The 20,716-nt window shown below is 66.0% G+C and carries 21 protein-coding genes and 1 tRNA gene; 12 read left to right on the top strand and 10 right to left on the bottom strand.

Going from position 1 to position 20,716, the window contains the following annotated elements; all coding sequences use genetic code 11:
• Nucleotides 1-66: 66 nt before the first annotated feature.
• The 4 genes from tig to AC56LY_RS07710 form a co-directional block, all read right to left on the bottom strand.
• The gene (gene tig / locus AC56LY_RS07725) at nucleotides 67-1,407 is read right to left on the bottom strand and encodes a trigger factor (RefSeq protein ID WP_183552142.1); all 1,341 of its coding nucleotides are present in this window, start codon (nucleotides 1,405-1,407) and stop codon (nucleotides 67-69) included.
• Nucleotides 1,408-1,438: 31 nt separating this feature from the next.
• Nucleotides 1,439-1,525, bottom strand: a tRNA-Leu gene (locus tag AC56LY_RS07720).
• A gap of 158 nt (nucleotides 1,526-1,683) precedes the next feature.
• Nucleotides 1,684-4,782, bottom strand: a complete 3,099-nt coding sequence (locus AC56LY_RS07715) for an efflux RND transporter permease subunit (protein ID WP_499578074.1) — start codon at nucleotides 4,780-4,782, stop codon at nucleotides 1,684-1,686.
• On the bottom strand, nucleotides 4,779-5,924 hold the full coding sequence (locus AC56LY_RS07710) for an efflux RND transporter periplasmic adaptor subunit (protein WP_499578072.1): 1,146 nt from the start codon (nucleotides 5,922-5,924) through the stop codon (nucleotides 4,779-4,781). The genes AC56LY_RS07715 and AC56LY_RS07710 overlap by 4 nt, the downstream gene beginning before the upstream one ends.
• 143 nt (nucleotides 5,925-6,067) lie before the next feature.
• Here AC56LY_RS07710 and hpnC point away from each other — a divergent pair, with 143 nt between their 5' ends.
• The 6 genes from hpnC (at nucleotide 6,068) to AC56LY_RS07680 (ending at nucleotide 11,034) form a co-directional block, all read left to right on the top strand.
• Nucleotides 6,068-6,877 (top strand): squalene synthase HpnC, encoded by an 810-nt coding sequence (hpnC, locus tag AC56LY_RS07705; protein ID WP_499578070.1) that lies wholly within the window; start codon nucleotides 6,068-6,070, stop codon nucleotides 6,875-6,877.
• 105 nt (nucleotides 6,878-6,982) lie between these two features.
• Complete coding sequence (gene hpnD, locus AC56LY_RS07700) at nucleotides 6,983-7,816, top strand: presqualene diphosphate synthase HpnD (RefSeq protein WP_258837886.1); 834 nt, start codon at nucleotides 6,983-6,985, stop codon at nucleotides 7,814-7,816.
• Nucleotides 7,803-9,206, top strand: a complete 1,404-nt coding sequence (hpnE, locus tag AC56LY_RS07695; RefSeq protein ID WP_499578068.1) for a hydroxysqualene dehydroxylase HpnE — start codon at nucleotides 7,803-7,805, stop codon at nucleotides 9,204-9,206. Before hpnD ends, hpnE begins: the two co-directional genes overlap by 14 nt.
• Nucleotides 9,207-9,238: 32 nt before the next feature.
• Complete coding sequence (locus AC56LY_RS07690) at nucleotides 9,239-9,388, top strand: hypothetical protein (RefSeq protein WP_499578067.1); 150 nt, start codon at nucleotides 9,239-9,241, stop codon at nucleotides 9,386-9,388.
• 15 nt (nucleotides 9,389-9,403) lie between these two features.
• Nucleotides 9,404-10,222: a DUF1700 domain-containing protein gene (locus AC56LY_RS07685; RefSeq protein ID WP_499578065.1), complete on the top strand. Its 819-nt coding sequence runs from the start codon at nucleotides 9,404-9,406 to the stop codon at nucleotides 10,220-10,222.
• A 5-nt stretch (nucleotides 10,223-10,227) separates the two neighbouring features.
• The gene (locus tag AC56LY_RS07680) at nucleotides 10,228-11,034 is read left to right on the top strand and encodes a GIN domain-containing protein (RefSeq protein ID WP_499578064.1); all 807 of its coding nucleotides are present in this window, start codon (nucleotides 10,228-10,230) and stop codon (nucleotides 11,032-11,034) included.
• A gap of 186 nt (nucleotides 11,035-11,220) precedes the next feature.
• Here AC56LY_RS07680 and AC56LY_RS07675 read toward each other — a convergent pair whose 3' ends face one another.
• Complete coding sequence (locus AC56LY_RS07675) at nucleotides 11,221-12,438, bottom strand: YeeE/YedE family protein (RefSeq protein ID WP_499578062.1); 1,218 nt, start codon at nucleotides 12,436-12,438, stop codon at nucleotides 11,221-11,223.
• A 201-nt stretch (nucleotides 12,439-12,639) separates the two neighbouring features.
• On the opposite strand from AC56LY_RS07675, the gene arfB reads away from it, so the two are divergent.
• The gene (gene arfB, locus AC56LY_RS07670; RefSeq protein WP_499578060.1) at nucleotides 12,640-13,047 is read left to right on the top strand and encodes an alternative ribosome rescue aminoacyl-tRNA hydrolase ArfB; all 408 of its coding nucleotides are present in this window, start codon (nucleotides 12,640-12,642) and stop codon (nucleotides 13,045-13,047) included.
• Nucleotides 13,048-13,050: 3 nt separating this feature from the next.
• On the opposite strand, the gene AC56LY_RS07665 is transcribed toward arfB, so the two are convergent.
• From AC56LY_RS07665 to AC56LY_RS07655, 3 genes are all read right to left on the bottom strand, one after another.
• Nucleotides 13,051-13,416, bottom strand: a complete 366-nt coding sequence (locus tag AC56LY_RS07665) for a hypothetical protein (protein ID WP_499578058.1) — start codon at nucleotides 13,414-13,416, stop codon at nucleotides 13,051-13,053.
• Nucleotides 13,417-13,467: 51 nt separating this feature from the next.
• The gene (locus AC56LY_RS07660; protein ID WP_499578057.1) at nucleotides 13,468-14,658 is read right to left on the bottom strand and encodes a tetratricopeptide repeat protein; all 1,191 of its coding nucleotides are present in this window, start codon (nucleotides 14,656-14,658) and stop codon (nucleotides 13,468-13,470) included.
• A gap of 74 nt (nucleotides 14,659-14,732) precedes the next feature.
• Complete coding sequence (locus tag AC56LY_RS07655; RefSeq protein WP_499578055.1) at nucleotides 14,733-15,989, bottom strand: TIGR03862 family flavoprotein; 1,257 nt, start codon at nucleotides 15,987-15,989, stop codon at nucleotides 14,733-14,735.
• A gap of 137 nt (nucleotides 15,990-16,126) precedes the next feature.
• Here AC56LY_RS07655 and AC56LY_RS07650 point away from each other — a divergent pair, with 137 nt between their 5' ends.
• From AC56LY_RS07650 to dctP, 5 genes are all read left to right on the top strand, one after another.
• Nucleotides 16,127-16,537 carry a hypothetical protein gene (locus AC56LY_RS07650; protein WP_499578054.1) on the top strand — a complete coding sequence of 137 codons (411 nt, stop codon included), beginning with the start codon at nucleotides 16,127-16,129 and terminating at the stop codon, nucleotides 16,535-16,537.
• Nucleotides 16,534-16,737, top strand: coding sequence for a helix-turn-helix transcriptional regulator (locus AC56LY_RS07645; RefSeq protein WP_183552114.1), 204 nt, complete (start codon nucleotides 16,534-16,536; stop codon nucleotides 16,735-16,737). The genes AC56LY_RS07650 and AC56LY_RS07645 overlap by 4 nt, the downstream gene beginning before the upstream one ends.
• Nucleotides 16,734-17,675: an alpha/beta fold hydrolase gene (locus tag AC56LY_RS07640; protein WP_499578053.1), complete on the top strand. Its 942-nt coding sequence runs from the start codon at nucleotides 16,734-16,736 to the stop codon at nucleotides 17,673-17,675. The genes AC56LY_RS07645 and AC56LY_RS07640 overlap by 4 nt, the downstream gene beginning before the upstream one ends.
• 14 nt (nucleotides 17,676-17,689) lie before the next feature.
• On the top strand, nucleotides 17,690-17,914 hold the full coding sequence (locus tag AC56LY_RS07635) for a hypothetical protein (RefSeq protein WP_499578050.1): 225 nt from the start codon (nucleotides 17,690-17,692) through the stop codon (nucleotides 17,912-17,914).
• Nucleotides 17,915-18,083: 169 nt separating this feature from the next.
• Complete coding sequence (gene dctP, locus AC56LY_RS07630; RefSeq protein WP_499578048.1) at nucleotides 18,084-19,124, top strand: TRAP transporter substrate-binding protein DctP; 1,041 nt, start codon at nucleotides 18,084-18,086, stop codon at nucleotides 19,122-19,124.
• 78 nt (nucleotides 19,125-19,202) lie between these two features.
• On the opposite strand, the gene moaD is transcribed toward dctP, so the two are convergent.
• Entirely contained in the window at nucleotides 19,203-19,460 is a 258-nt protein-coding gene (gene moaD, locus AC56LY_RS07625) for a molybdopterin converting factor subunit 1 (RefSeq protein WP_499578045.1), read from the bottom strand.
• Between the two features lie 7 nt (nucleotides 19,461-19,467).
• Entirely contained in the window at nucleotides 19,468-20,715 is a 1,248-nt protein-coding gene (locus AC56LY_RS07620) for a molybdopterin molybdotransferase MoeA (protein ID WP_499578042.1), read from the bottom strand.
• Nucleotide 20,716 lies beyond the last annotated feature (1 nt).

The following is a 20,716-nucleotide window of genomic DNA, read 5'->3' as shown; positions in this document are numbered from 1 at the left end:
CCTTGTTAGGGATTGGTCAAATGGGCCATTGAAAAAAGCCGGCCTCGAGGGGCCGGCCTGCTTTTCTTAAGCCTGTGGGACGCTGCCCATCAGTTCATCGAAAGCGACGGTCTTGTTCGAGACCTTGGCCTTGCCAAGTACGTAGTTGACGACGTTTTCTTCCAATACAAGGGCTTCGACTTCACCAAGGCGACGACGATCGCTGAAGTAGTACTTCAGGACTTCTTTCGGGTCTTCGTAGCTTTGCGAGAAATCTTCGATCTGGGCTTTCACCTGATCTTGCGTGGCTTGCAGATCGTTGTCAGCAACCAGTTGCGACAGGATCAGACCCAGGCGCACGCGGCGCTCGGCCTTGTCCTTGAACATCTCGGACGGGAATGGCAGCTTGGCCACGTCCATGCCGCGCTGTGCCATGTCCTGGCGGGTCATTTCGGCCAGACGCTCCGAATCCTGCTCGACCATCACGGTCGGCACGTCCAGCTCGGTGGCCTTGACCAGTGCATCCATCACGGCTTCCTTGTTGCGGGCCTTGACGCGGGCGCGTACTTCGCGCTCCAGGTTCACCTTGATGTCTTCGCGCATTTTCTCGATCGAGCCGTCTTCGATTCCCAGCGACTGGGCGAATTCGGTGTCGACGGCAGGCATGTGCGCCCACTCGAGTGCTTTCAGCGTGATGGTGAACTCGGCGGTTTTACCGGCGACGTCCTTGCCATGGTAGTCCTCTGGGAACGCCAGCGGGAAGGTCTTGGCTTCGCCGACTTTCAGGCCAATCGTTGCGGCTTCGAATTCAGGCAGCATGCGGCCTTCGCCCAGCACGAACGCGTAATCTTCGGCCTTGCCGCCGTCGAATTCGACGCCGTCCAGCGTGCCGACGAAGTCGACGGTGACGCGGTCGCCATCAGCTGCGACTGGCTCGCCGCCGGTGCCGTGTTCGCCTTGTTCGCCCTTGGTGTGGTAGTGCACACGCTGCTTGCGCAGGATGTCGATGGTCTTGTCGATTTCGGTGTCGGACACTTCGGTCACGACGGTTTCGACTTCAACCGCTGCCAGGTCGCCGATAACGACTTCCGGATAGACTTCGAAGGTGGCGTTGAATTCGAGGACGCCTTCAGGGGCGTCGTCTTTTGGCTCGATTTTCGGGAAACCGGCAACGCGCAGTTCGTTGGCGACAGCGGCTTCGTTGAATGCGCGGCCAACTTTGTCGTTGAGCACGTCCGATTCGATCTGATAGCCGTACTGGGCAGCGACCATCTTGAGCGGCACTTTGCCCGGACGGAAGCCAGGCGCCTTGGCGGTCTTGGCCTGCTGTTTCAGGCGCTTCTCGACTTCAGTGCGGACGTCAGCGACCGGAAAAGAGATCGTCAGGCGACGTTCGAGTTTACCCAGGGTTTCGACTGCAGTTGCCATTGTAAAAATCGTCCAAAAAAATAATTATTCGTGGTGCGAGGAGGGGGACTCGAACCCCCACACCATTGCTGGCGTCAGGACCTAAACCTGGTGCGTCTACCAATTTCGCCATCCTCGCTCAGGATTGCAATATCGCCTCAAAAACAAAGGGCGCCCGACAGTAGATCCCGGCCGCCCTGCACTCCATTGTTTAGGGGCTACAACTTCAATCGATTATTTTACTGGAATTTCTGACACTATTGGGCATCATTTTTTCCAGTGCGGGGGTACGTGCATTCATTTGCCGCCCGCCCCTGCCGGCTTTTTCACGCGGAACCACGCCGCATACAAGGCCGGCAGGAATAACAGCGTCAATGCCGTCGCCACCATCAGGCCGCCCATGATCGCCACCGCCATCGGCCCCCAGAACGTCGAGCGCGACAACGGGATCATCGCCAGCGCCGCCGCGGCGGCCGTCAGCAGGATCGGCCGGCAGCGGCGCACCGCCGCTTCGACGATCGCATCCCACGGATGGCTGCCGGTGGCAATATCCTGCTCGATCTGGTCGACCAGGATCACCGAATTGCGGATGATCATGCCGAACAGCGCGATGACGCCCAGGTTCGCGACAAAGCCGAAGGGCCGGTCGAGGATCAGCAGCGCCATCGCGGCGCCCGCCACGCCCAGCGGGCCGGTCAGAAACACCAGCAGCGAACGCGAGAAGCTGTGCAATTGCAGCATCAGCAGCGCAAACACGATGAACAGCACCAGTGGAACATTGGCTGCGATGGACGCCTCGGCTTCGGAGCTGTCGGCGGCGGCGCCTTCGATCGTCAGGCGGTAGCCGGCCGGCAGCTTCGCGCGCAGCGCGCCCAGCTGCTTGTCGACTTGCGCCGTCACGGTCGGCCCCTGGATACCGTCGACCACGTCGGCCTGGACCATGATCGCCCACTCGCGGCCTTCGCGCCAGACGACGCCCGGCTCCCAGACGAAGCGCACTTGCGCCACCTGGCCGATCGTCACGGCCTGCCCGCCAGCGGTGGGCACCAGCGTTTCGGACAGGCGCGTGATGGTCGAGCGCTCTTCCAGTGGCTGACGCACGACCATGTCGATCAGGCGGTTCGATTCGCGCAACTGCCCGACCGCCGTGCCGGTCAGCGCCGTGTTGACCGCGCGCCGCACGGCCTGCGACGTCACGCCCAGTGCGCGCAGCTTGTCTTGGTCAAGGTCAAGGCGCAGCACCTTGATCGATTCGTTCCAGTTGTCGTTCACTCCCAGCGTGTTCGGATTGGCCAGCAGCGTCGCCCTGACCTGGTCGGCGATCCCGCGCACGACGCCGATGTCCGGCCCCAGCACCTGGAACTGCACCGGGTACGGCACCGGCGGGCCATTGGCCAGCAGCCTCACGCGCCCGCGCACTTCAGAAAAATCGTGCTTGAAGATGTCGACGATCTTCAGGCGCAGCGCGTCGCGCGCCTTGGTATCGACCGGCAGCACGACCACCTGCGAGACGTTCGACTGCGGGAAGATCTGGTCCAGCGGCAGATAGAAACGCGGGCTGCCGGTACCGACATAGCTCGTCACGCTGCGCACGCCCTGCTGCTGCGCCAGAAACGCCTCGAAGCGCTTGACAGTCGCCTCACTGGCGGCAAAGCTCGTGCCTTCGGGCGACCAGAGTTCGACCATCAACTCGGGCCGGCTCGAATCCGGGAAGAACTGCTTCTCGATGAACGTGAAGCCGAAAATGCCCAGTGCGAACACGGCGAGCGTCAGCGCAATGGTGGTCTTGCGCCACTCGACGCACCAGGTCACGATGCGCCGGAAGCGCCGGTACGCCGGGGAATCGAACACGTCGTGGCCACTGTCGCCATGCGCGTGCGGCTTGACCTTGAGCAGCATGAAGCCGATGTACGGCGTGAACATCACCGCCACCACCCACGAGATCAGCAGCGCCAGCCCGTTGACCGAGAACATCGTGAACGTGTATTCGCCGGCGGCCGATTCGGCAAGACCGATCGGCAGGAAGCCTGCCGCCGTGATCAGCGTCCCGGTCAGCATCGGCATTGCCGTTGATGTGTAGGCAAAAGTGGCGGCTTCGAAGCGCGACAGGCCCTCTTCCATTTTGCGCACCATCATTTCGACGGCAATGATGGCGTCGTCGACCAGCAAGCCCAGCGCGATGATCAGGGCGCCCAGCGAAATCTTGTGCAGCGAGATGTCGAGCATGCGCATGGCCAGGAACGTGATGGCCAGCACCAGCGGGATCGACAGCGCCACCACCAGGCCCGGATAGATATCGATGCGCCACTTGGGCTTGGTGTGCAGGCCCAGGGCCAGGAACGACACGACCAGCACGATGACGACCGCCTCGATCAGCACCTTGACGAATTCGCCCACTGATTCCTTGACGGCCTGCGGCTGGTCGGCGACGCGTTCGAGCTCGATCCCGACCGGCAGTTGCACGCGGATGCGTGCCACGGTCTCGGCCAGCCCCTTGCCCATCGTGATGATGTTGCCCCCCTTTTCCATCGACACGCCCAGGCCGATCACTTCCTTGCCGTTAAAGCGCATCTTGTCGGCCGGCGGGTCCTGGTAGCCGCGCTTGACGGTGGCGAAGTCGCCGAGGCGGAACGTGGTGCTGCCGGCGCGCAGTTGCAGCGCCTCGATCTGATCGAGCGTACCGAGCGCGCCCGTCACGCGCACCGACAGGTTGTCCGTCGGCGTGACCAGCACGCCGCTGGCCTCGACCGCGTTTTGCGTCGCGATCTGGTTCACGATCTGCTCGAACGGCACCCCGAGCTGGGCGAATTTCTTGCTGGAGAACTCGATATATACTTTTTCGTTCTGCACACCGAATTGCTCGACCTTGGCCACGAGCGGCACGCGCAGCAGCTGCTGGCGCACGAAATCCGCGTAGTCGCGCATTTCGCCATAGGTAAAGCCGTCGCCCGACAACGCGAAGATCGAGCCGTAGGTGTCGCCGAATTCGTCATTGAAGAACGGGCCGATGACGCCCTGCGGCAGCGTGGCGGTGATGTCGCCGATTTTCTTGCGCACCTGGTACCACGCGGCGCTGGTCTCTTTGGGCGGCGTCGATTCACGCAGCTCGATCAGGATGGTGGTTTCGCCGGGCTTGGAAAAGCTGCGGATCGTGTTGACGTAGGGTGTCTCCTGCAGCTTGCGCTCGAGCGGATCGGTGACCTGCTCGGCCATCTGCAGCGCGGTGGCGCCTGGCCACACGGCGCGCACGACCATCGCGCGGAAAGTGAATGGCGGGTCTTCGTCCTGGCCCAGTTCGAAGTAGCTCAGGATGCCGAACAGCAGGCAGGCCGCGATCAGAAAGCGCGTGAGCGGGATGTGTTCCAGCGCCCAGCGCGACAGGTTGAAGCCTTTCATCGTGCGGCCCCGCCGTTGGCAGTCATGGCAGCTTCAGCGTCCGCCCGGCGCGCGATGTCGGCGGTGAGGATGCGCACCTTCTGGCCTGGTTTCAGCAGGTTCACGCCGGCCGTGACCACGCTCTGCCCGGCGCGCACTGCGCCGGCCACCAGCACATCGTTGTCGACCTGGCCGGTGACCTGCACCGGCACGCGCTTGACGGCGCCGTTCTCGACGACCCAGACGCTGCTCGCGCCCTTGTTGTTGACCAGCGCGGTCAAGGGCACGCGCAGGCCGCCGGTGGTCGCCGCGCCCGTGGCCAGCTCCACCGTCGCGCTCATTCCCAGGCGCGCATCGGCGCGGGCGGGCAGCGCGACTTTGACGGTGTAGGTGCGGGTCGCGGCATCGGCCATCGGCGCGATTTCGCGGATCTTGCCCGGGATGGTCTGCTCAGCATCAGCCCACAGGCGCACGACCACGTCGGCCGACTGGCGCAATCCGTCCACCTTGTTTTCGGGGATGCCGATGACGACTTCCTTTTCGGCAGTGCGGGCCACGCGCACCACTGGCGTGCCGGCCTGGACGACCTGCCCCACTTCGGCATCAATGGCTGTGACGACGCCATCGACGTCGGCAACCAGGGTCGTGTAATCGGCCTGGTTCGACTGGCCGCGCAAGCCCGCCTGCGCCGCATCGACATTGGCCTGGGCCGCCTTGAGCGCGCTTTGCTTGGCGTCGAGCACGGCCTGGCTGACGAAATTCTGGGAGCGCAGATTGACGTGCCGCTGGTAGTCGGCAGCGGCCAGTTCGCGTTCGGTGTCGGCGGCGCGCAGCGTGGCGCGTGCCTGGGTTTCGGCCAGCCGGATGTCTTGCGGGTCGAGCCGCATCAGCACCGTGCCGCGCTTGACGGTCGCGCCCACGTCCACCTTGCGCTCGATGATCTTCCCACCGACCCTAAAGCCCAGTTGCGACTCGTAGCGCGGGCGCACATCGCCCGCAAATTGCGATCGCTCCGCGCCCGCATCCGCGACCAGCTGGGCCACGCGCACCGGGCGGATATCCTCGACCGGAGGCGCCGGCTTCGAGCACGCAGTCAGAATGCCGCTGGCGCACAGGGCGAGCATGGCCGCCCGCAAGGTGGGGGAAGAAAATCGGACAGGCACGGTGGTGATCCTTTGACTAGGCAGACGGCGTCTCGCGCCGAAGCTGGCTGCGCGTCGCATGCTGCGTTGGCGCCAGTTTGTAATTCAGCAATTATAATCATGCAAATAGACAATGTGACGACTTTAGCGTCTTCCCTCTAAACATGGCCGTTGACCACTACGAGAACTTTCCTGTTGCGTCGATCCTGCTGCCGCGCCGCCTGGTGCCGGCGGTCGAGGCGATCTACGCCTTTGCCCGCAGCGCCGACGACGTGGCCGACGAAGGCGATGCAACGCCCGGCGAGCGGCTGGCAGCGCTGCAAGCCTATGACGCGCAGTTGGACCGCATCGAGGCCGGCAGCGTTCCCGATGAGCCGATGTTCGCGCGGCTGGCCCATGTTGTGGCGCAGTACCGGCTGTCGGTGGGGCCCATGCGCGACCTGCTGTCGGCATTCCGGCAGGATGTCGTCACGCCGCGTTACCAGGAGTACGCGAGCCTGCTCGATTATTGCCGCCGCTCGGCCAACCCGGTCGGCCGCCTGATGCTGGCCCTGTACGAGGCCGACGACGCAGTGAACCTGCGAGACTCGGATGCGATCTGCAGCGCGCTGCAGCTGATTAACTTCATCCAGGACGTCGCGATCGACCTGACCAAGGGCCGCATCTACCTGCCGCTGGAAGACCTGGCGCGGTACAAGGTCAGCGAAACGGCGCTGAAGGCAGGCATCGTCGATGCGCCGTTCCAGGCCCTGATGCGCTTCGAAGTCGAGCGCGCCCGCGCGCTGATGCTGTCGGGCGCGCCGCTGGCCAGGCGGTTGCCGGGACGCATCGGCTGGGAGCTGCGCATGATCGTCCAGGGCGGCCTGCGCATCCTCGACCGGATCGAGCGCGCCGGTTACGATGTGTTCAACCGCCGCCCGACGCTGGCCACCCCGGACTGGGTCGCCGTGGGCTGGGGCGCGCTGCGCATGTAAAAGTCACGGCGCACATCGCCGGCAGCGCTGTCTACCCTGCTAGAATGCTCGCCTGACGGTACAGCCGTGCCGCAGCCGCCCAACCAGCACTCCACGACGATTTTCATGTCTCCAGACGAATACTGCCAGCAAAAGACCGTTCAAAGCGGCTCCAGTTTCTATTACAGCTTCCTGTTCCTGCCGCCCGAACGCCGGCGCGCGATCACGGCGTTGTACGCCTTTTGCCGCGAGGTGGACGACACCGTCGACGAAGCCACCGACGGTTCCGTCGCGCGCATCAAGCTGGCCTGGTGGCGCACGGAGGTCTCGAAGATGTATGCGGGCACCCCGACGCACCCGGTAATGCTGGCGCTGCAGCCGCATATCGCCGTCTACAAGCTGGAAGAACAACACCTCCAGGCGATCGTCAACGGCATGGAGATGGATCTCGACCAGAGCCGCTATCTCGATTACCCCGGCCTGCAGCGCTATTGCTGGCACGTGGCGGGCGTGGTCGGCATCCTGTCGGCCAGCATCTTCGGCTATACCAATCCGCAAACGCTGGCGTATGCCGAAAAACTGGGCCTCGCGTTCCAGCTGACGAACATCATCCGCGATGTGGGCGACGACGCGCGCAAGGGCCGCATCTACTTGCCGGTGAACGAGCTCCAGCAGTTCGGCGTCACGGCGAACGACCTGCTCAAGCTCCAGCACAGCGAGAAATTCGAAGCGCTGATGGCGTTCCAGGCCAAGCGCGCGCAAGCCATCTACGACGAAGCGCTGGCCCTGCTGCCGAAGGAAGACCGGCGCGCGCAGCGCCCGGGCCTCATGATGGCGTCGATCTACCGCACGCTGCTCGATGAGATCCAGCGCGACGGCTACCACGTGCTGAACCAGCGCATCTCGCTTACGCCGCTGCGCAAGCTGTGGCTGGCGTGGAAGACGTATGTCCGCACCTAGGCTGCGCGTTGCAGTCGTCGGTGCAGGCTGGGCCGGCTGCGCGGCAGCAGTCACGCTGGCGCGCAAGGGCGCGGACGTCATCCTGTTCGAAGCGGCGCGCACCCTCGGCGGGCGCGCCCGCGGCGTCGACATACGCGGCCTGGCGCTGGACAACGGCCAGCACATCCTGCTGGGCGCTTACGCCGAATCGCTGCGCATGCTGCGCCAGGTGGGCGTCGATCCCGATGCGGCGCTGCTGCGTCTGCCGGTGCAGATGCGCTATCCACCCGGCGGCGCCGGCATGGATTTCGTCGCGCCGCGCCTGCCCGCACCGCTGCACCTGGCGTTCGCGCTGCTGCGCGCCAAGGGCCTGGCCCGCGCCGACAAGCTGGCGCTGGCCCGCTTCAACAGCGCCGGGCGCTGGATGGGTTGGGCGCTGGACGTCGATTGCACGGTGGCCGAACTGCTCGAACGCTTCGACCAGACCGAGCGACTCACAACACTGATGTGGCGCCCGCTGTGCATCGCGGCGCTCAATACGCCGCCCGAACGCGCATCGGCCAATGTGTTTCTGGCCGTGCTGCGCGACAGCCTGGGTGCCAGCCGGCGCGCGGCCTCGGACATGCTGCTGCCGCGCGTGGCGATGGGCGCGCTGTTTCCGGAGCCTGCCGGCGCCTGGCTGGCACGTGAAGGCCATGCGGTGCGCCTTGGCGTCAAGGTTGCGGCGATCGCGCGCGAGGGCGAGCACTGGTGCATGACGACGGGCGCCGGCGACGAGCGGGTCGATGCCGTGGTGCTGGCCACGCCCGCCAGCACCAGCGCCACGCTGCTGGCACCGTTTGCCGACTGCGCCGCACTGAGTGCGCAACTGGATAGTTTCACGTACGAACCGATCGCCACCTGCTACCTGCAATACGCGCCGGGCACGCGCCTGGACCTGCCGTTCTGCGCGCTGCTGGACGATCCGCAGGCAGGCCGCTGGGGCCAGTTCGTGTTCGACCGCGCCCAGCTCGACCCGGGTCAGGATGGCGTGTTTGCCGTCGTGGTCAGCGCCGCCGCCGAGGCTGCGGCGCTGCCGCGTGAGGCGCTCACCGGCGCCATCGCGGCGCAACTGGCGCACGACTTTGGCCGGCCCGAACTGGCTGCGCCGCTCTGGACCCAGCTGATCACGGAAAAGCGCGCCACGTTCACCTGCGCGCCCGGACTGGTGCGGCCAGGCAACGTCACGCCACTGCCGGGCATCGTGCTGGCTGGCGACTACACGGCCAGCGACTACCCGGCGACGCTGGAGACGGCGGTGCGCAGTGGCCAGGCGGCAGCGACGGCCATCCTCGCCTACGGCGCCCTGCCCCGCGAAAAGCGCAGCCTGTCGCACGGTGATGGTGCAGCAGCAGCCGGCGCCGTACAGTAGCACCATCGAAATCACGCCTGATGGACACCACCATGACACCCCGACTCGGACTGCGTACGGTCGCCCTGCTGCTTCTCGTCGCGGCCAGCACGCTCGTACTCGTCATGCCGGAACTGATCGGCGGTGCCGGACACGGCACGGCCAGCGCGATCGGCGCGATCCCGGGCCTCGGCCACCACTAGGCCGGCGCGCATCGTATGGCGTACTTTTTTTCCAAACTCGATTACCTCGACGCGCTCAAGCGGGCGTTGATGGGGCTCCCGCCCGACGTGCAGGCCAAGACGCTCGCCTGGTACGAACAGCGCTTCGTCGATGGTGCAGCGCTCGGAACGCCCGAACAGGATATCGCCCGAGAGCTGGGCGATCCGCGCGAGGTCGCGCTGACGCTGCGCACGAACGCGCATTTCGCGCAACTGAGCCACAAACCGGCGCCAACGAGCAGCGTGGCGCGCACCCTGGTGTCGGGCTTCGGCCTGCTGGTGTTCAACCTGTTCATGCTGATTCCCGCAGCGGTATTTGCGTCGCTGCTGATGGCGCTGTACATGTCGGCCTTCGGCGTCTATGTGTCGGGCATCGCCGTGACCGCCAGCGGCCTGGCCGGCTCGAACGAGCTGGTGCTGAGTGCCCCGCTGAGCCGCCTGGAAATGACAAACGACGACGGCGCGAGCGAAACGCAGACGCGCGTGTCGATCGGCGAGCATGGCATTCAGGTCTATGAAGAACCGGTTTTGAGGCCGGATTTGCGCCCCGAGGCCGGTGACGGTGGACCGGCCGCCGACAGCGAGAACCGGCTTCAGCGTTCGCGCGTGCTGCGCGGCGCGGAAGCGGTGGCCGAACGCCGCATTCAGATCACCACCGACCTTGATCCCGATTCGCGCACGACGCAGGTGGTGCTCGGGTGCGGACTGATCCTGGGCGGCATCGCGCTGTTCCTGCTGTCGCTGGTGTTCAGCAAATACACGATCGCCGGCATCCGCCGCTACGTGAATATGAACATGTCATTGTTGAGGGGATAGCCGCCATGCGTTCATTGATGAAAGTGGGTTTCAGCCTGCTGGTTCTGGCAGCCGTGCTCGTAGCGCTGAGCTACAGCATGCTCAAGGCCAGCGGCACGGTCAGCGCCGCCGAAGGCCGCGCCGTCGCGCAGGACACGCGCCCGGTGCCAGCCGGCGTGGAAATCGTCGAGCTCGACGGTCCCATCGACCTGAACCTGCGCTACGGCGCCACGCCAATGCTGCGGGTCAGCGGCGAGCAGCGCATGCTGGGCAACGTTGAAGTCACGGGCGACGGCAAGGTCCTGCGCATCGGCATCCGCGGCATGGTGCTGCGCCACCGCGAACCGCTGGTGGTCGAGCTGGTGCTGCCGGTGCTGACAGGGTTGACGATCGAGGGCAGCGGCGACAGCACCATCAACGGCTTCTCGGGTGAGGCGGTCGCCATCCAGCTCAACGGCTCGGGCAGCGTGCGCTTCAATGGCCGCTACCGCGACGCCATGGTCGGCCTGACCGGCAGTGGCGACCTGGACGTCAATGGCGGCGCCGCCATGGACCGCATGGAAACCCGCCTGATGGGCTCAGGCAGCATCACGGTCTCCGGCACCACGCGCGCACTGGAGGCCGACACGACAGGCTCGGGCCGCCTCGACGCCGAACACCTGCGCGCCAGCGAAGTCACACTGAGCCAGACCGGCTCCGGCGACAGCGCCGTCCAGGCCCGCGACACCATCCGCATCACCTTAAGCGGCAGCGGCGACGTCGAAGTCTACGGCAACCCCGCCGAACGCAGCACCAGCCGCACAGGCAGCGGCAGCGTCACCTACGAAGAATAACCCCCCCAAAAAAATAGGGTCAGTGTCGAATTGTTTGACAACTTCAGTAAATCAGTTGCTCAATAATTCGACTCTGACCCCAATTGTTGGGCAATTGCCTTTTGGATAATTAGGGTCAGAGTCGAATTGTTTGACAACTTCAGTTAATCAATTGCTCAATAAATCGACACTGACCCTACTTTTTGCTTAGCAGGCGGTGGGTTTCAGGCGCTCGACTTCGAGGCCGAAGAAGGGGCGCAGGCGGGTGCCGACGATGTTGCCGATGAAGGCGACGACCAGCCACAGCCAGCCGTGCAGGCTGCCCGACAGGATGCCGCTGAAGTAGGCGCCGATATTGCAGCCGTAGGCCAGGCGAGCACCGTAGCCCAGCAGCAGGCCGCCGACGATGGCCGCCATCAGGGAGCGCAGCGGCAAGCGCCAGACTGGCGCGTAGCGACCGGCCAGCGCCGCTGCCAGCATCGCGCCCAGCACGATGCCGATATCCATCACCGACGTGACGTCCTGCGAAATCGGTGAGGCCAGTGCGGCCGCATTGGCTTTCGTGGACCAGTAGGTCCAGCTGGCCGTATCGATGCCCATCACCGAAGCCGCTTTCGCGCCCCACAGTGCGAAGGCCGACGTCACGCCCCACGGACGACCGGACAGCGCCAGCGTCGCGAAGTTGAGCACGACCAGCGCGAGCGCGCCAGCCAGCAGCGGCCACGGGCCATGCAGCCATGGCGAGCGGTGCGGAGGCTGCACGTGCGCCGGCACCAGCTTGCCGTGGCGGCGCTTTTCGACGACGATCGTGATGAACGCGATCAGCGCGAAGATGGCCCAGTTCAGCGCCAGCGCCGGCGCCAGGCCCAGTTCCTTGACGGCCGAGAGCGGGGCCAGTTGCGGCATCGACGTCCAGAACGGCATGTGCGCCGTGCCGATCAGCGAACCGATGATGAAGAAGAGCAGCGTGACGATCATGCGCGTGCTGCCGCCACCCACGGTGTACAGCGTGCCAGAGGCGCAACCGCCGCCCAGCTGCATGCCGATGCCGAAAATGAACGCGCCGAAGATCACCGACGTGCCGGCCGGCTGCACCAGGCCCGTCACCGGGGTGCCGAACAGCGTACCGGCGGCCAGCGCCGGGAAGAACAGCGCCACGCCGACGGCCAGCATGACCATCTGCGCGCGCAGGCCGGCGCCGCGCCCGTCGGCGATGAACACGCGCCAGGCCGACGTGAAGCCGAACGCCGCGTGATACAGCGCCACGCCGAGCAGCGCGCCGACGATGTACAGCGCCGACTGGCGGCCGCTCACCGCCTGCGCGAGATACCATGCACCAAGGACGAGCAGGAACAACGCCACGCCAAGCGGGCGCACATTGAGGTCGACGCGGGGCGCCATCGACAGAGTGGAAGAATTGGACATGACAGGACCGTGCGAAAGAAAGTAGGCCGGTATTGTCGTCGCTTTTGACAATCGGTGCTGACAGCGCGCCGGTTTCGCGCATCGCCGCGCATCGCCGCCAACACCGCCAGCGTCGCAACACGCAAGCGGACCCGCACGCCAGCGCTTACAATGCGCCTGCTGCTGCACACCTGCACGGCGCCTCATGCAACCAGGACGAAGATGCCCGCAGTCACTCCACATGTCAATCCAGCAGAAGTCGAGTTCAGCGCGATCCGGGCCCAGGGGCCGGGCGGCCAGAACGTCAACAAGGTCTCGTGCGCGGTGCATGCGCGTTTCGACATCGCGGCGTCGTCCCTGCCACAGCCGGTCAAGGAGCGGCTGCTGGGGCTACGCGACGCGCGTATCACGCAGGAAGGCGTGCTGGTATTGAAAGCGCAGCAGTCGCGCAGCCTCGAACAGAACAAGGAAGACGCGCTGCGGCGCCTGCAGGAACTGGTCGACAAGGCCGCGATCGTGCCAGTCACGCGCCGTCCCACCCGGCCGACGCGCGGCTCGCAACTGCGGCGGCTCGATGGCAAGACGCGCAGCAGCCAGACCAAGACGCTGCGCGGCAAGGTCACCGACTGACCGTCACGCGCGAGCGTGCGAAGGCCCGGACCCGGACTCCACCTGGTCGAGCGCCTCAAACCACGCGGCATACGGCGTATTGACCGCCATGCGCCGGTTGTAATCCGGCGCGCCATCGGTCCACCAGACCGGCCCGCGCTCTCCCAACGCCCGCTTGGCCGCGTCGACACCGGCGCGGGCCGCGCGCTCGGCCGCATCATCGTTCGCCTTGAGCGCCGCCCCGACCTGCCGCCGTGCGTCCATCAACTGATTCACCAATTGCTGCCGCTCGTCCGGCGCCAGATGCGGATTGCTGCTGCGCCAGAGGCGGCCCTTGACGACGAAGTAGCGGCCATCGGGCGTATTCGGATAACGGGAAGAAGAAGGCATGGGTCGACTATACGCGCCGGCCCGGGATGCCAGCGCCCGGCAGCAGGATCATCAAGGCATCACGCCATAGCGGTCGATGAAATACTTGACCCCACCGGGATTGGCCGCCATCCACGCCTGCAGGGCTGGTCGGTACGCCTGGCGGAACATCAGCAGCAGGATCGCCGGTTCGAGCTGGCCCTCGCGCGCCAGTGCCCGCACCTGCAGCAGGCCCGGATCGAGGATGCCTGCGCCGCTATTGGCCTCGGCCTCATCGGCAATCTTCAGGGCCAGGCGCCATGCTTCGAGCTCGATCTCGAACGCCGGCTTGCGCTTGTCCTTGTCTTGGGTGCGCAGCGCAACTTCGGTCATGCCCAGCGCCAGCCGGAACGCGTGATCGGGCGTCTTTTCCGCCTCCGTCTGCGAATCGAGACTGATCACGTACTTGCCGTCCGCGTTTTCCGCCACGCGCACGCCACGGCGCAGGCCCAGCGCCTTCAGTGGCAAGCCGGCGCCGGCCCGGTACCTGGCCAGTTTGCTCCAGTTGGGCCGTTGCGACGGATCGGCCTCGATGGCCTTGTACAGCATCGCCTCGGCCGCGCCCCGTTTGTCCTGGTAGAACAGCGCGTCGGACAAGTAGCGCCAGGCCTGCGAATTGTGCGGCTCGATCAGGGTCGCCTGGCGAAACAGCGCCTCGGCGCCCTTCCAGTCCCGTTGCGCATAACGACAATTCCCGGCGGCGACCCAGGCGCTGGAATACTGCGGATCGGCCAGCATTGTCGCTTCGTATTTCGACAACGCGACCTTGATATCCTGGCGCGCGAACGCCGCCTCGCCTTCGGCCATCAGTTTCGCCGCCCTGGCGTTGGGCTGATGCAGCGGCGGCGGCGCCGGATCGTCGAGCATGCGCAGGACTTCCTGCGCCACCGGGTCGTCGGTGGCCAGCAGCATTGCCCGCTCGGCCAGCGCGCGCGCCATGTCGCGCAGCTGCGGTGCCTTGTCCTGCGGCGCCACCGTCGAGAGCTTCAGAACGAGGCCTGCCGCCAGCGACAGTGGGATCGACGCGGTCGGATCGGCCTGTTCGGCCGCCTTGTACTTCGTCAGCGCTTCCTGGTAGCGGGCGCTAGCCTCCAGCGCCTGCGCTTCGAGCACCAGGCCACGACAAGGCTGGCCGCAACCGATGTCCGCATGGGCGCTCGGGGCGGCGGCCACATGCACGACTGCGAAAAAGGCTGCAAGCGTCAGTACGCGAAGAGAAGTCATGAAATGGACGTGGCGCAAAACGCTGATGAAGCGCTTATCTTACCAAGCATGCGCTCCGAATAATTCACGGAATGTCACCGCTGCGCAGCGCCCAGCCAGGCCAGCGCGCCCCGCCCCGCCGCGCGGCCGCTGGCAAAGCAGGCAGTCAGCAGGTAGCCGCCAGTGGGCGCTTCCCAGTCCACCATTTCGCCGGCGACGAACACGCCGGGCAGCGTGCGCAGCATCGCGCTCTGGCCGTCCAGCGCATCGAATTGCACGCCGCCCGCGCTGCTGATTGCCTCGTCGATCGGGCGCGTGCGCAGCAGCGTCACCGGCAGTGCCTTGATCGCCGCGGCCAGCCGCGCCGGATCGGCGTAATCGACCTTCGACAGGCACTCATGCAGCAGCCCCGCCTTGACGCCCTTGATCCCGAGCCGGCTTTGCAGGTGGCTCGACGTCGAGCGCGAACCGCGCCCACGTGTGACCTCATCGAACACCCGTTCGGCACTGTGATCCGGCGCCAGGTCGAGCCACAGCGTGGCCTTGCCATCGCGCGCGATCGCGTCGCGCAGCGGTGCGGATAAGGCATATACCAGACTGCCTTCGACGCCGCCCTCCGTGACGACAAACTGGCCCTTGCGCCAGGCGATGGCGCCGTCGGCACCGCGCACGCCGGCCGCCACCGTCAACAGCGGCGCACCGGCAAAGCGGCTGCTGAAATGCGCGCTCCAGCCGGTGTCAAAACCGCAGTTGGCCGGCACCAGCGGTGCGACTTCGACATCGCGCTCGCGCAGCAGCGGCACCCAGGCGCCGTCCGAGCCCAGGCGCGCCCAGCTCGCGCCGCCCAGCGCCAGGATCGTCGCGTCGGCATCGACCAGCCGTTCGCCGTCCGGCGTGGCGAAGCGCAGACGGCCATCCTGCCAGCCGAGCCAGCGCTGGCGCATGTGAAAGCGCACGCCGCTCTCCCTCAGGCGGTGCAGCCACGCGCGCAGCAGCGGCGCGGCCTTCATCTCGAGCGGGAAGACACGGCCCGACGTGCCGACGAAGGTCTCGATGCCGAGGTCGTGGATCCAGGCACGCACAGCGTCGGCGTCGAATGCGTCGAGCCAGTCCCCAACCTGCACGTGACGGTCGCGATAGCGCTGGACGAAGTCGGCATGCGGCTCCGAGTGTGTGATGTTCATGCCGCCCTTGCCGGCCAGCAGAAACTTGCGGCCGACGCTGGCCATCGCATCGTAGACATCGACCTGCACGCCCGCTGCCGCCAGTGTTTCGGCTGCCATCAGACCCGAGGGGCCGCCGCCGATGACGGCGACACGGGGCGAAACTGCAGGATTGGCGGGCTGGGTCATGGTGACGAACGAGAAAAAGCAGGACCAGCATTGTAGTCGGTTTCAGGCCCCAAAAATCTATGTAAAGGATGCTTGACAGCGCAAAACGACAGGCCTACGATGTAAAGCATCCTTTACTAACCACCGAGAGGCATCAGATGGCTGCGAGCAAACACGAGAAGCGGGTCGGCAAGGCTTACCTGCGCGAGATGGCCGGCGCATTCCTGGTCTACGCGGTGTTGCTGATGGCCTCCATCCGCTTCGGCCGGCCAATGGACGACGGCCCGTTGCGCATCCTGGTGCTGCTCTCGCCGATGATCGGCTTTTGCCTGGCACTGTGGGCGATTGCGCGCCATCTGGGCCGGGTCGACGAATACCTGCGCAGCTTTTTGCTCGAATCGTTTGCGTTGGCCGCCGGGCTCACCGCCGGACTCACCTTCAGCTACGGCTTTCTGGAGACCGCCGGCTACCCGCGCATCTCGATGTTCTCGGTCTGGATGGTGCTGTGCGGCGCGACCATGCTGGTCTGCCTGGTACGCTCGGTGCACACGAAGCTGCAGACGCGATGAAAAACCGTATCCGCGAACTGCGCGCCACGCAGGGCTGGAGCCAGGCCGACCTGGCCGAGCGCCTGGACGTCTCGCGCCAGAGCGTCAACGCGATCGAAACAGGCCGTTACGATCCCAGCCTGCCCCTCGCTTTTGCCATTTCACGGCTGTTCGGCCTGCCGGTCGAAGCCATCTTCACACCTGATCAGGAGACCGCATGAAAGCTGCACTGTTGTTGACCCTGGCGCTTGGCGCCGCCCCCTTTGCCGCAGCCCAAGCACAGTCTGCGGCCCCGGCAACCCAGAGCGCGAACCGCTTTGCCGCCAGCATCAAGCCGGCGGAAACCTTCGAATCCGGCGCGCTGCTGGTTGAGCGCCACGGCAGCAAGGGCCGCGCCGTGATCCTGATTCCCGGTCTGGCCAGCGGCCCGTGGGTGTGGCAGGACGTGATCCGCCAGTTCAAGGACGAGTTCACGCTGTACGTGGTGACGCTGCCCGGCTTTGACGGTCGCCCGGCGCCCGCTGGCGAGCCATTCGCAGGCGCCCGCGCCGCGCTGGAAGGCTTGATCGCGCAGCGCAAACTGAACAAGCCGATCCTCGTCGGCCACAGCCTGGGCGGCACGCTGGCCTACGCCGTGGCGCAGGACCTGGGCAACGGCATCGGCGGCGTCGTGGCGCTCGACGGCTTACCGGTGTTCCCCGGCACCGAGAACATGCCGCCCGAGCAACGCCCGCAGGCGGCGCAGCGGGTGCGCGATACGATGGCCGTCAACGATCCGAACGCCTGGGCTGCCCAGCAGCGCCAGTACATGCGCGGCCAGGGTGTGCTCGACATTGGCAAGGCCGACGACATCACGCCGCTGCTGCTGCGCAGCGACCGCGCCGCCGTCGGCGCCTACGTGGCCGATGCACTGGCGCTCGACCTGCGCCAGGACCTCGGGAAGATCACCGCGCCGGTGCTGGTGGTGGCGCCGTTTTACCAGTACGATGGGGCGCAGGACACCATGACGGCCGACGACAAGGTTGCCCACTACCGCAGCCTGGTCGAAGGCATCCCCTCGGTCGAGGTCGTGCCCATCGCGCCGTCCCGGCATTTCCTGATGATCGACCAGCCGCTGGCGCTGGCCGGCATCCTGCGTCGCTTTTTCGATCGTCGTTGAAAGGAGTCCATCCCATGCGCCCTGCAACCTACTGGATCGGCCAATACCTGCTGGCCACCGGCACCATGTTCCTGCTGCTCGCCGCTGTCGACCTGATGCGCGGCGACAGCCTGGCCGCCACCTGGCCCGGTACGCTGGGCTGGTCGGCAGCCGCGGCGGCGATCTTCGTCGCCTCGCGCTGGCGTCAGGCCAGCCGCGGTCTTGCCTGCGCCGTCTGCAAGGATGAGCAGGTGCGCTGACTGCGACAGCCCTCCAGCATCGTCCATTTGTCAGATCTGCAATATTGTGCTTGACATGCCGCGCAGCAGGCATATTCTTGTCGTGGCCAGCTGCGAACGATGACGCCCGCACCGACGAGGCCCGCCACGATTCGCCCGGCAGTCCGTTACAACATCTTGGAGGATGTATATGTCGGTAGAAATCGAATCGTTCGCTACGCGCAGGACAGTACTCGGTGCGCTCGCCACCAGCCCGCTCTGGATGGGCTCGGCGTGGGCCCAGCCCAACAATCTCAAGATCTCGCACCAGTTCCCCGGCGGCAGCATTGCGCGGGGCGACTTCCGCGACCGCCTGTGCCGCATGTTCGCGGCCGAGGTCGAAAAGCGCACGCGTGGCGGCGTGAAGTTCTCGATCTACCCGGCCTCGTCCATGATGCAGCCGGGCGCGCAGTTCGGCGCGCTGCGTAGCGGCAAGCTCGACATGGCACTGGTACCGCTGTCGTACGCCGGCGCCGAGGCACCGGAAGCCAATATCGGGCTGATGCCGGCACTGGTCACGTCGTACGAACAGGGCTATGGCTGGCGCAATGCGCCAGTCGGGCGCGAACTGTCGCGCATCCTTGGCGAGCAGGGTCTCGTGATCGTCAGCTGGATCTGGCAAGCCGGCGGCGTCGCGTCGCGCGGCGACCCGATCATCACCCCGGAAGACGCACGCGGCCTGAAAGTGCGCGGCGGCTCGCGCGAGATGGACATGCTGCTGCAAAACGCCGGCGCCACGGTCGTCAACATGCCGTCCAACGAAATCTACAACGCCCTGCGTAGCGGGGCCCTCGATGCTGCGCTGACGTCATCCACGTCGCTGATCTCGTTCCGTCTGCAAGAGACGGCCCGCTCGCTGACCACGGCGCGCGCCGGCTCGTACTGGTTCATGTTCGAGCCGTTGCTGATGTCGCGCACCGTGTTCGAACGCCTGACCAAGGCGCAGCAGCAGGCGGTCATGACGGTGGGCGCCGACCTGGAACAGTTCGCGATGAATTCGGCGCGCATGGACGATGCCGAAGTGGCGACCGTGTACCGGGGCGTCGGCGCGCGCGTGGTCGACCTCAATCCCGATGCGCTGCGCGGCTGGCAGGAAGTCGCGCGCAATACGGCCTGGAAGGACTTCGCGGCCCGCAACAGCAACTGCGCCAAACTGATGGCGCTGGCCGAGCAGTCGATCGCCGCGATCTAGCCGAGTTTGGACTTACCCGCCCGTCACGGGCGGAGAAAACCTCGCTTACCCGCCCGTCACGGGCGGAGAAAACCTCGCTTACCCGCCCGTGACAGGCGGGAAGAACGCCACTTCGGCGCCGGCCGCCACGGGCGTGGCGCCGTCGCACATCACCTGCTGATGGGCCATGCGCACTGCGCGCTCGGGCGCCAGCGCCTCGGCCCAGACGCCGCCGCGCGCCCGCAGCAATTCGCGCACTGCACCCACGGTCGCGACCTCCGGCGGCAGGTCCAGTTGCTCCTGCCCCGTGCCGACTGCTTCGCGCAGCGCGGCAAAATACTTCACGTTGATCTTCATGACAATCCTAATGCTGTAGTTCGGCGAACGGAATGAAGCGCACCAGGTCTCCTGCGGCGATCGCATTGCCCGGCGGGTTATCGATGAGGCCATCGCCCCATACGGTCGACGTCAGCACGCCGGAACCCTGGTTCGCAAACAGTTCGAGACCGCCGCCCGTATTCAGGCGCGCGCGCAGGAATACGTTGCGGCGATCGCCCTTGGGCAGGTCGAAATCGGCCCGCACCAGATACCCGCGCGGCTCGACCGGTCCACGCACGCCCTGCAGGCGCAGCAGGAACGGCCGCACGAACAGCAGGAAGGTGACGAAGCTTGACACCGGATTGCCCGGCAAGCCGATGAAGAAAGCATTATCACCGTCACGATGGACCTCGCCAAACGCCAGCGGCTTGCCCGGCTTGACGGCGATCTGCCACATCGACAGGCGCCCTTCTGCCTCGACAGCCGGCTTGATATGGTCTTCTTCGCCCACCGACACGCCGCCCGACGTGATGATCAGGTCATGCGCACGGGCGGCATCGCGCAGCGTGGCGCGCGTTGCCGCCAGTGTGTCGGGCACGATGCCGAAATCCGTGATCTCGCAGCCGAAGTTTTCCAGCAGCGCGCGCAGCGTGAAGCGGTTGGAGTTGTAGATCGCGCCTGGCGCCAGATTCTGCGCGGCCACTTCGCCCGGCATCGCCAGTTCGTCGCCAGTAAAGAACACGGCCACACGCAGGCGCCGGTGCACGGGCAGCGTCGCCAGGCCGACTGAAGCGGCAAGCCCCAGCTCCTGGCTGCGCAAGCGGGTGCCAGCGGTGAGGATCACGCTGCCGTTGCCGATGTCTTCGCCCTTGCGGCGGACCCATTCACCGTCCGTCGGCGCGTGGCGCACGGTGACGTGCTCGCCCGCGGCCTCGCACTGCTCCTGCATGACGACAGCGTCGGCGCCCGGCGGGATCAGGGCGCCGGTGAAGATGCGCGCCGCCGTACCGGGTTCGAGTGGCTGGCCAACGTGGCCGGCCGGGATGCGCTGGGCCACGCGCAGCGTCGCCTCGCCGCTCGCGCAGTCGGCAGCGCGCACGGCGTAGCCATCCATCTGCGTGTTGTCGGCCGATGGCACGTCGATGGTGGCCAACTGGTCGTCTGCCAGCACGCGGCCGTTGGCGTCCAGCGTGGGGATCGTGTCGATGTCCGTCACGGGACGCGCGGCGGCAAGCAGCACGTCCAGCGCCTCGCGCACCGTCAGCATGGGCGGTCGTTGTCCTTGTGCGTTCATG

The sequence above is a fragment of the Telluria sp. ZT3P25 genome (genome assembly GCF_059685895.1).
This window is presented reverse-complemented; position numbering and strand designations above follow the sequence as displayed.

Bases quoted from the DNA above. Each gene is read 5' to 3' on its own strand.
- AC56LY_RS07655 (WP_499578055.1), bottom strand. From the start codon at position 15,989: ATGACCCAGCCCGCCAATCCTGCAGTTTCGCCCCGTGTCGCCGTCATC.
- AC56LY_RS07650 (WP_499578054.1), top strand. From the start codon at position 16,127: ATGGCTGCGAGCAAACACGAGAAGCGGGTCGGCAAGGCTTACCTGCGC.
- AC56LY_RS07640 (WP_499578053.1), top strand. From the start codon at position 16,734: ATGAAAGCTGCACTGTTGTTGACCCTGGCGCTTGGCGCCGCCCCCTTT.
- hpnE (WP_499578068.1), top strand. From the start codon at position 7,803: ATGTCCGCACCTAGGCTGCGCGTTGCAGTCGTCGGTGCAGGCTGGGCC.
- AC56LY_RS07715 (WP_499578074.1), bottom strand. From the start codon at position 4,782: ATGAAAGGCTTCAACCTGTCGCGCTGGGCGCTGGAACACATCCCGCTC.
- AC56LY_RS07645 (WP_183552114.1), top strand. From the start codon at position 16,534: ATGAAAAACCGTATCCGCGAACTGCGCGCCACGCAGGGCTGGAGCCAG.
- AC56LY_RS07620 (WP_499578042.1), bottom strand. From the start codon at position 20,715: ATGAACGCACAAGGACAACGACCGCCCATGCTGACGGTGCGCGAGGCG.
- AC56LY_RS07680 (WP_499578064.1), top strand. From the start codon at position 10,228: ATGCGTTCATTGATGAAAGTGGGTTTCAGCCTGCTGGTTCTGGCAGCC.
- hpnC (WP_499578070.1), top strand. From the start codon at position 6,068: ATGGCCGTTGACCACTACGAGAACTTTCCTGTTGCGTCGATCCTGCTG.
- AC56LY_RS07685 (WP_499578065.1), top strand. From the start codon at position 9,404: ATGGCGTACTTTTTTTCCAAACTCGATTACCTCGACGCGCTCAAGCGG.
- tig (WP_183552142.1), bottom strand. From the start codon at position 1,407: ATGGCAACTGCAGTCGAAACCCTGGGTAAACTCGAACGTCGCCTGACG.
- moaD (WP_499578045.1), bottom strand. From the start codon at position 19,460: ATGAAGATCAACGTGAAGTATTTTGCCGCGCTGCGCGAAGCAGTCGGC.
- AC56LY_RS07665 (WP_499578058.1), bottom strand. From the start codon at position 13,416: ATGCCTTCTTCTTCCCGTTATCCGAATACGCCCGATGGCCGCTACTTC.
- AC56LY_RS07675 (WP_499578062.1), bottom strand. From the start codon at position 12,438: ATGTCCAATTCTTCCACTCTGTCGATGGCGCCCCGCGTCGACCTCAAT.
- AC56LY_RS07660 (WP_499578057.1), bottom strand. From the start codon at position 14,658: ATGACTTCTCTTCGCGTACTGACGCTTGCAGCCTTTTTCGCAGTCGTG.
- dctP (WP_499578048.1), top strand. From the start codon at position 18,084: ATGTCGGTAGAAATCGAATCGTTCGCTACGCGCAGGACAGTACTCGGT.
- arfB (WP_499578060.1), top strand. From the start codon at position 12,640: ATGCCCGCAGTCACTCCACATGTCAATCCAGCAGAAGTCGAGTTCAGC.
- AC56LY_RS07690 (WP_499578067.1), top strand. From the start codon at position 9,239: ATGACACCCCGACTCGGACTGCGTACGGTCGCCCTGCTGCTTCTCGTC.
- AC56LY_RS07635 (WP_499578050.1), top strand. From the start codon at position 17,690: ATGCGCCCTGCAACCTACTGGATCGGCCAATACCTGCTGGCCACCGGC.
- hpnD (WP_258837886.1), top strand. From the start codon at position 6,983: ATGTCTCCAGACGAATACTGCCAGCAAAAGACCGTTCAAAGCGGCTCC.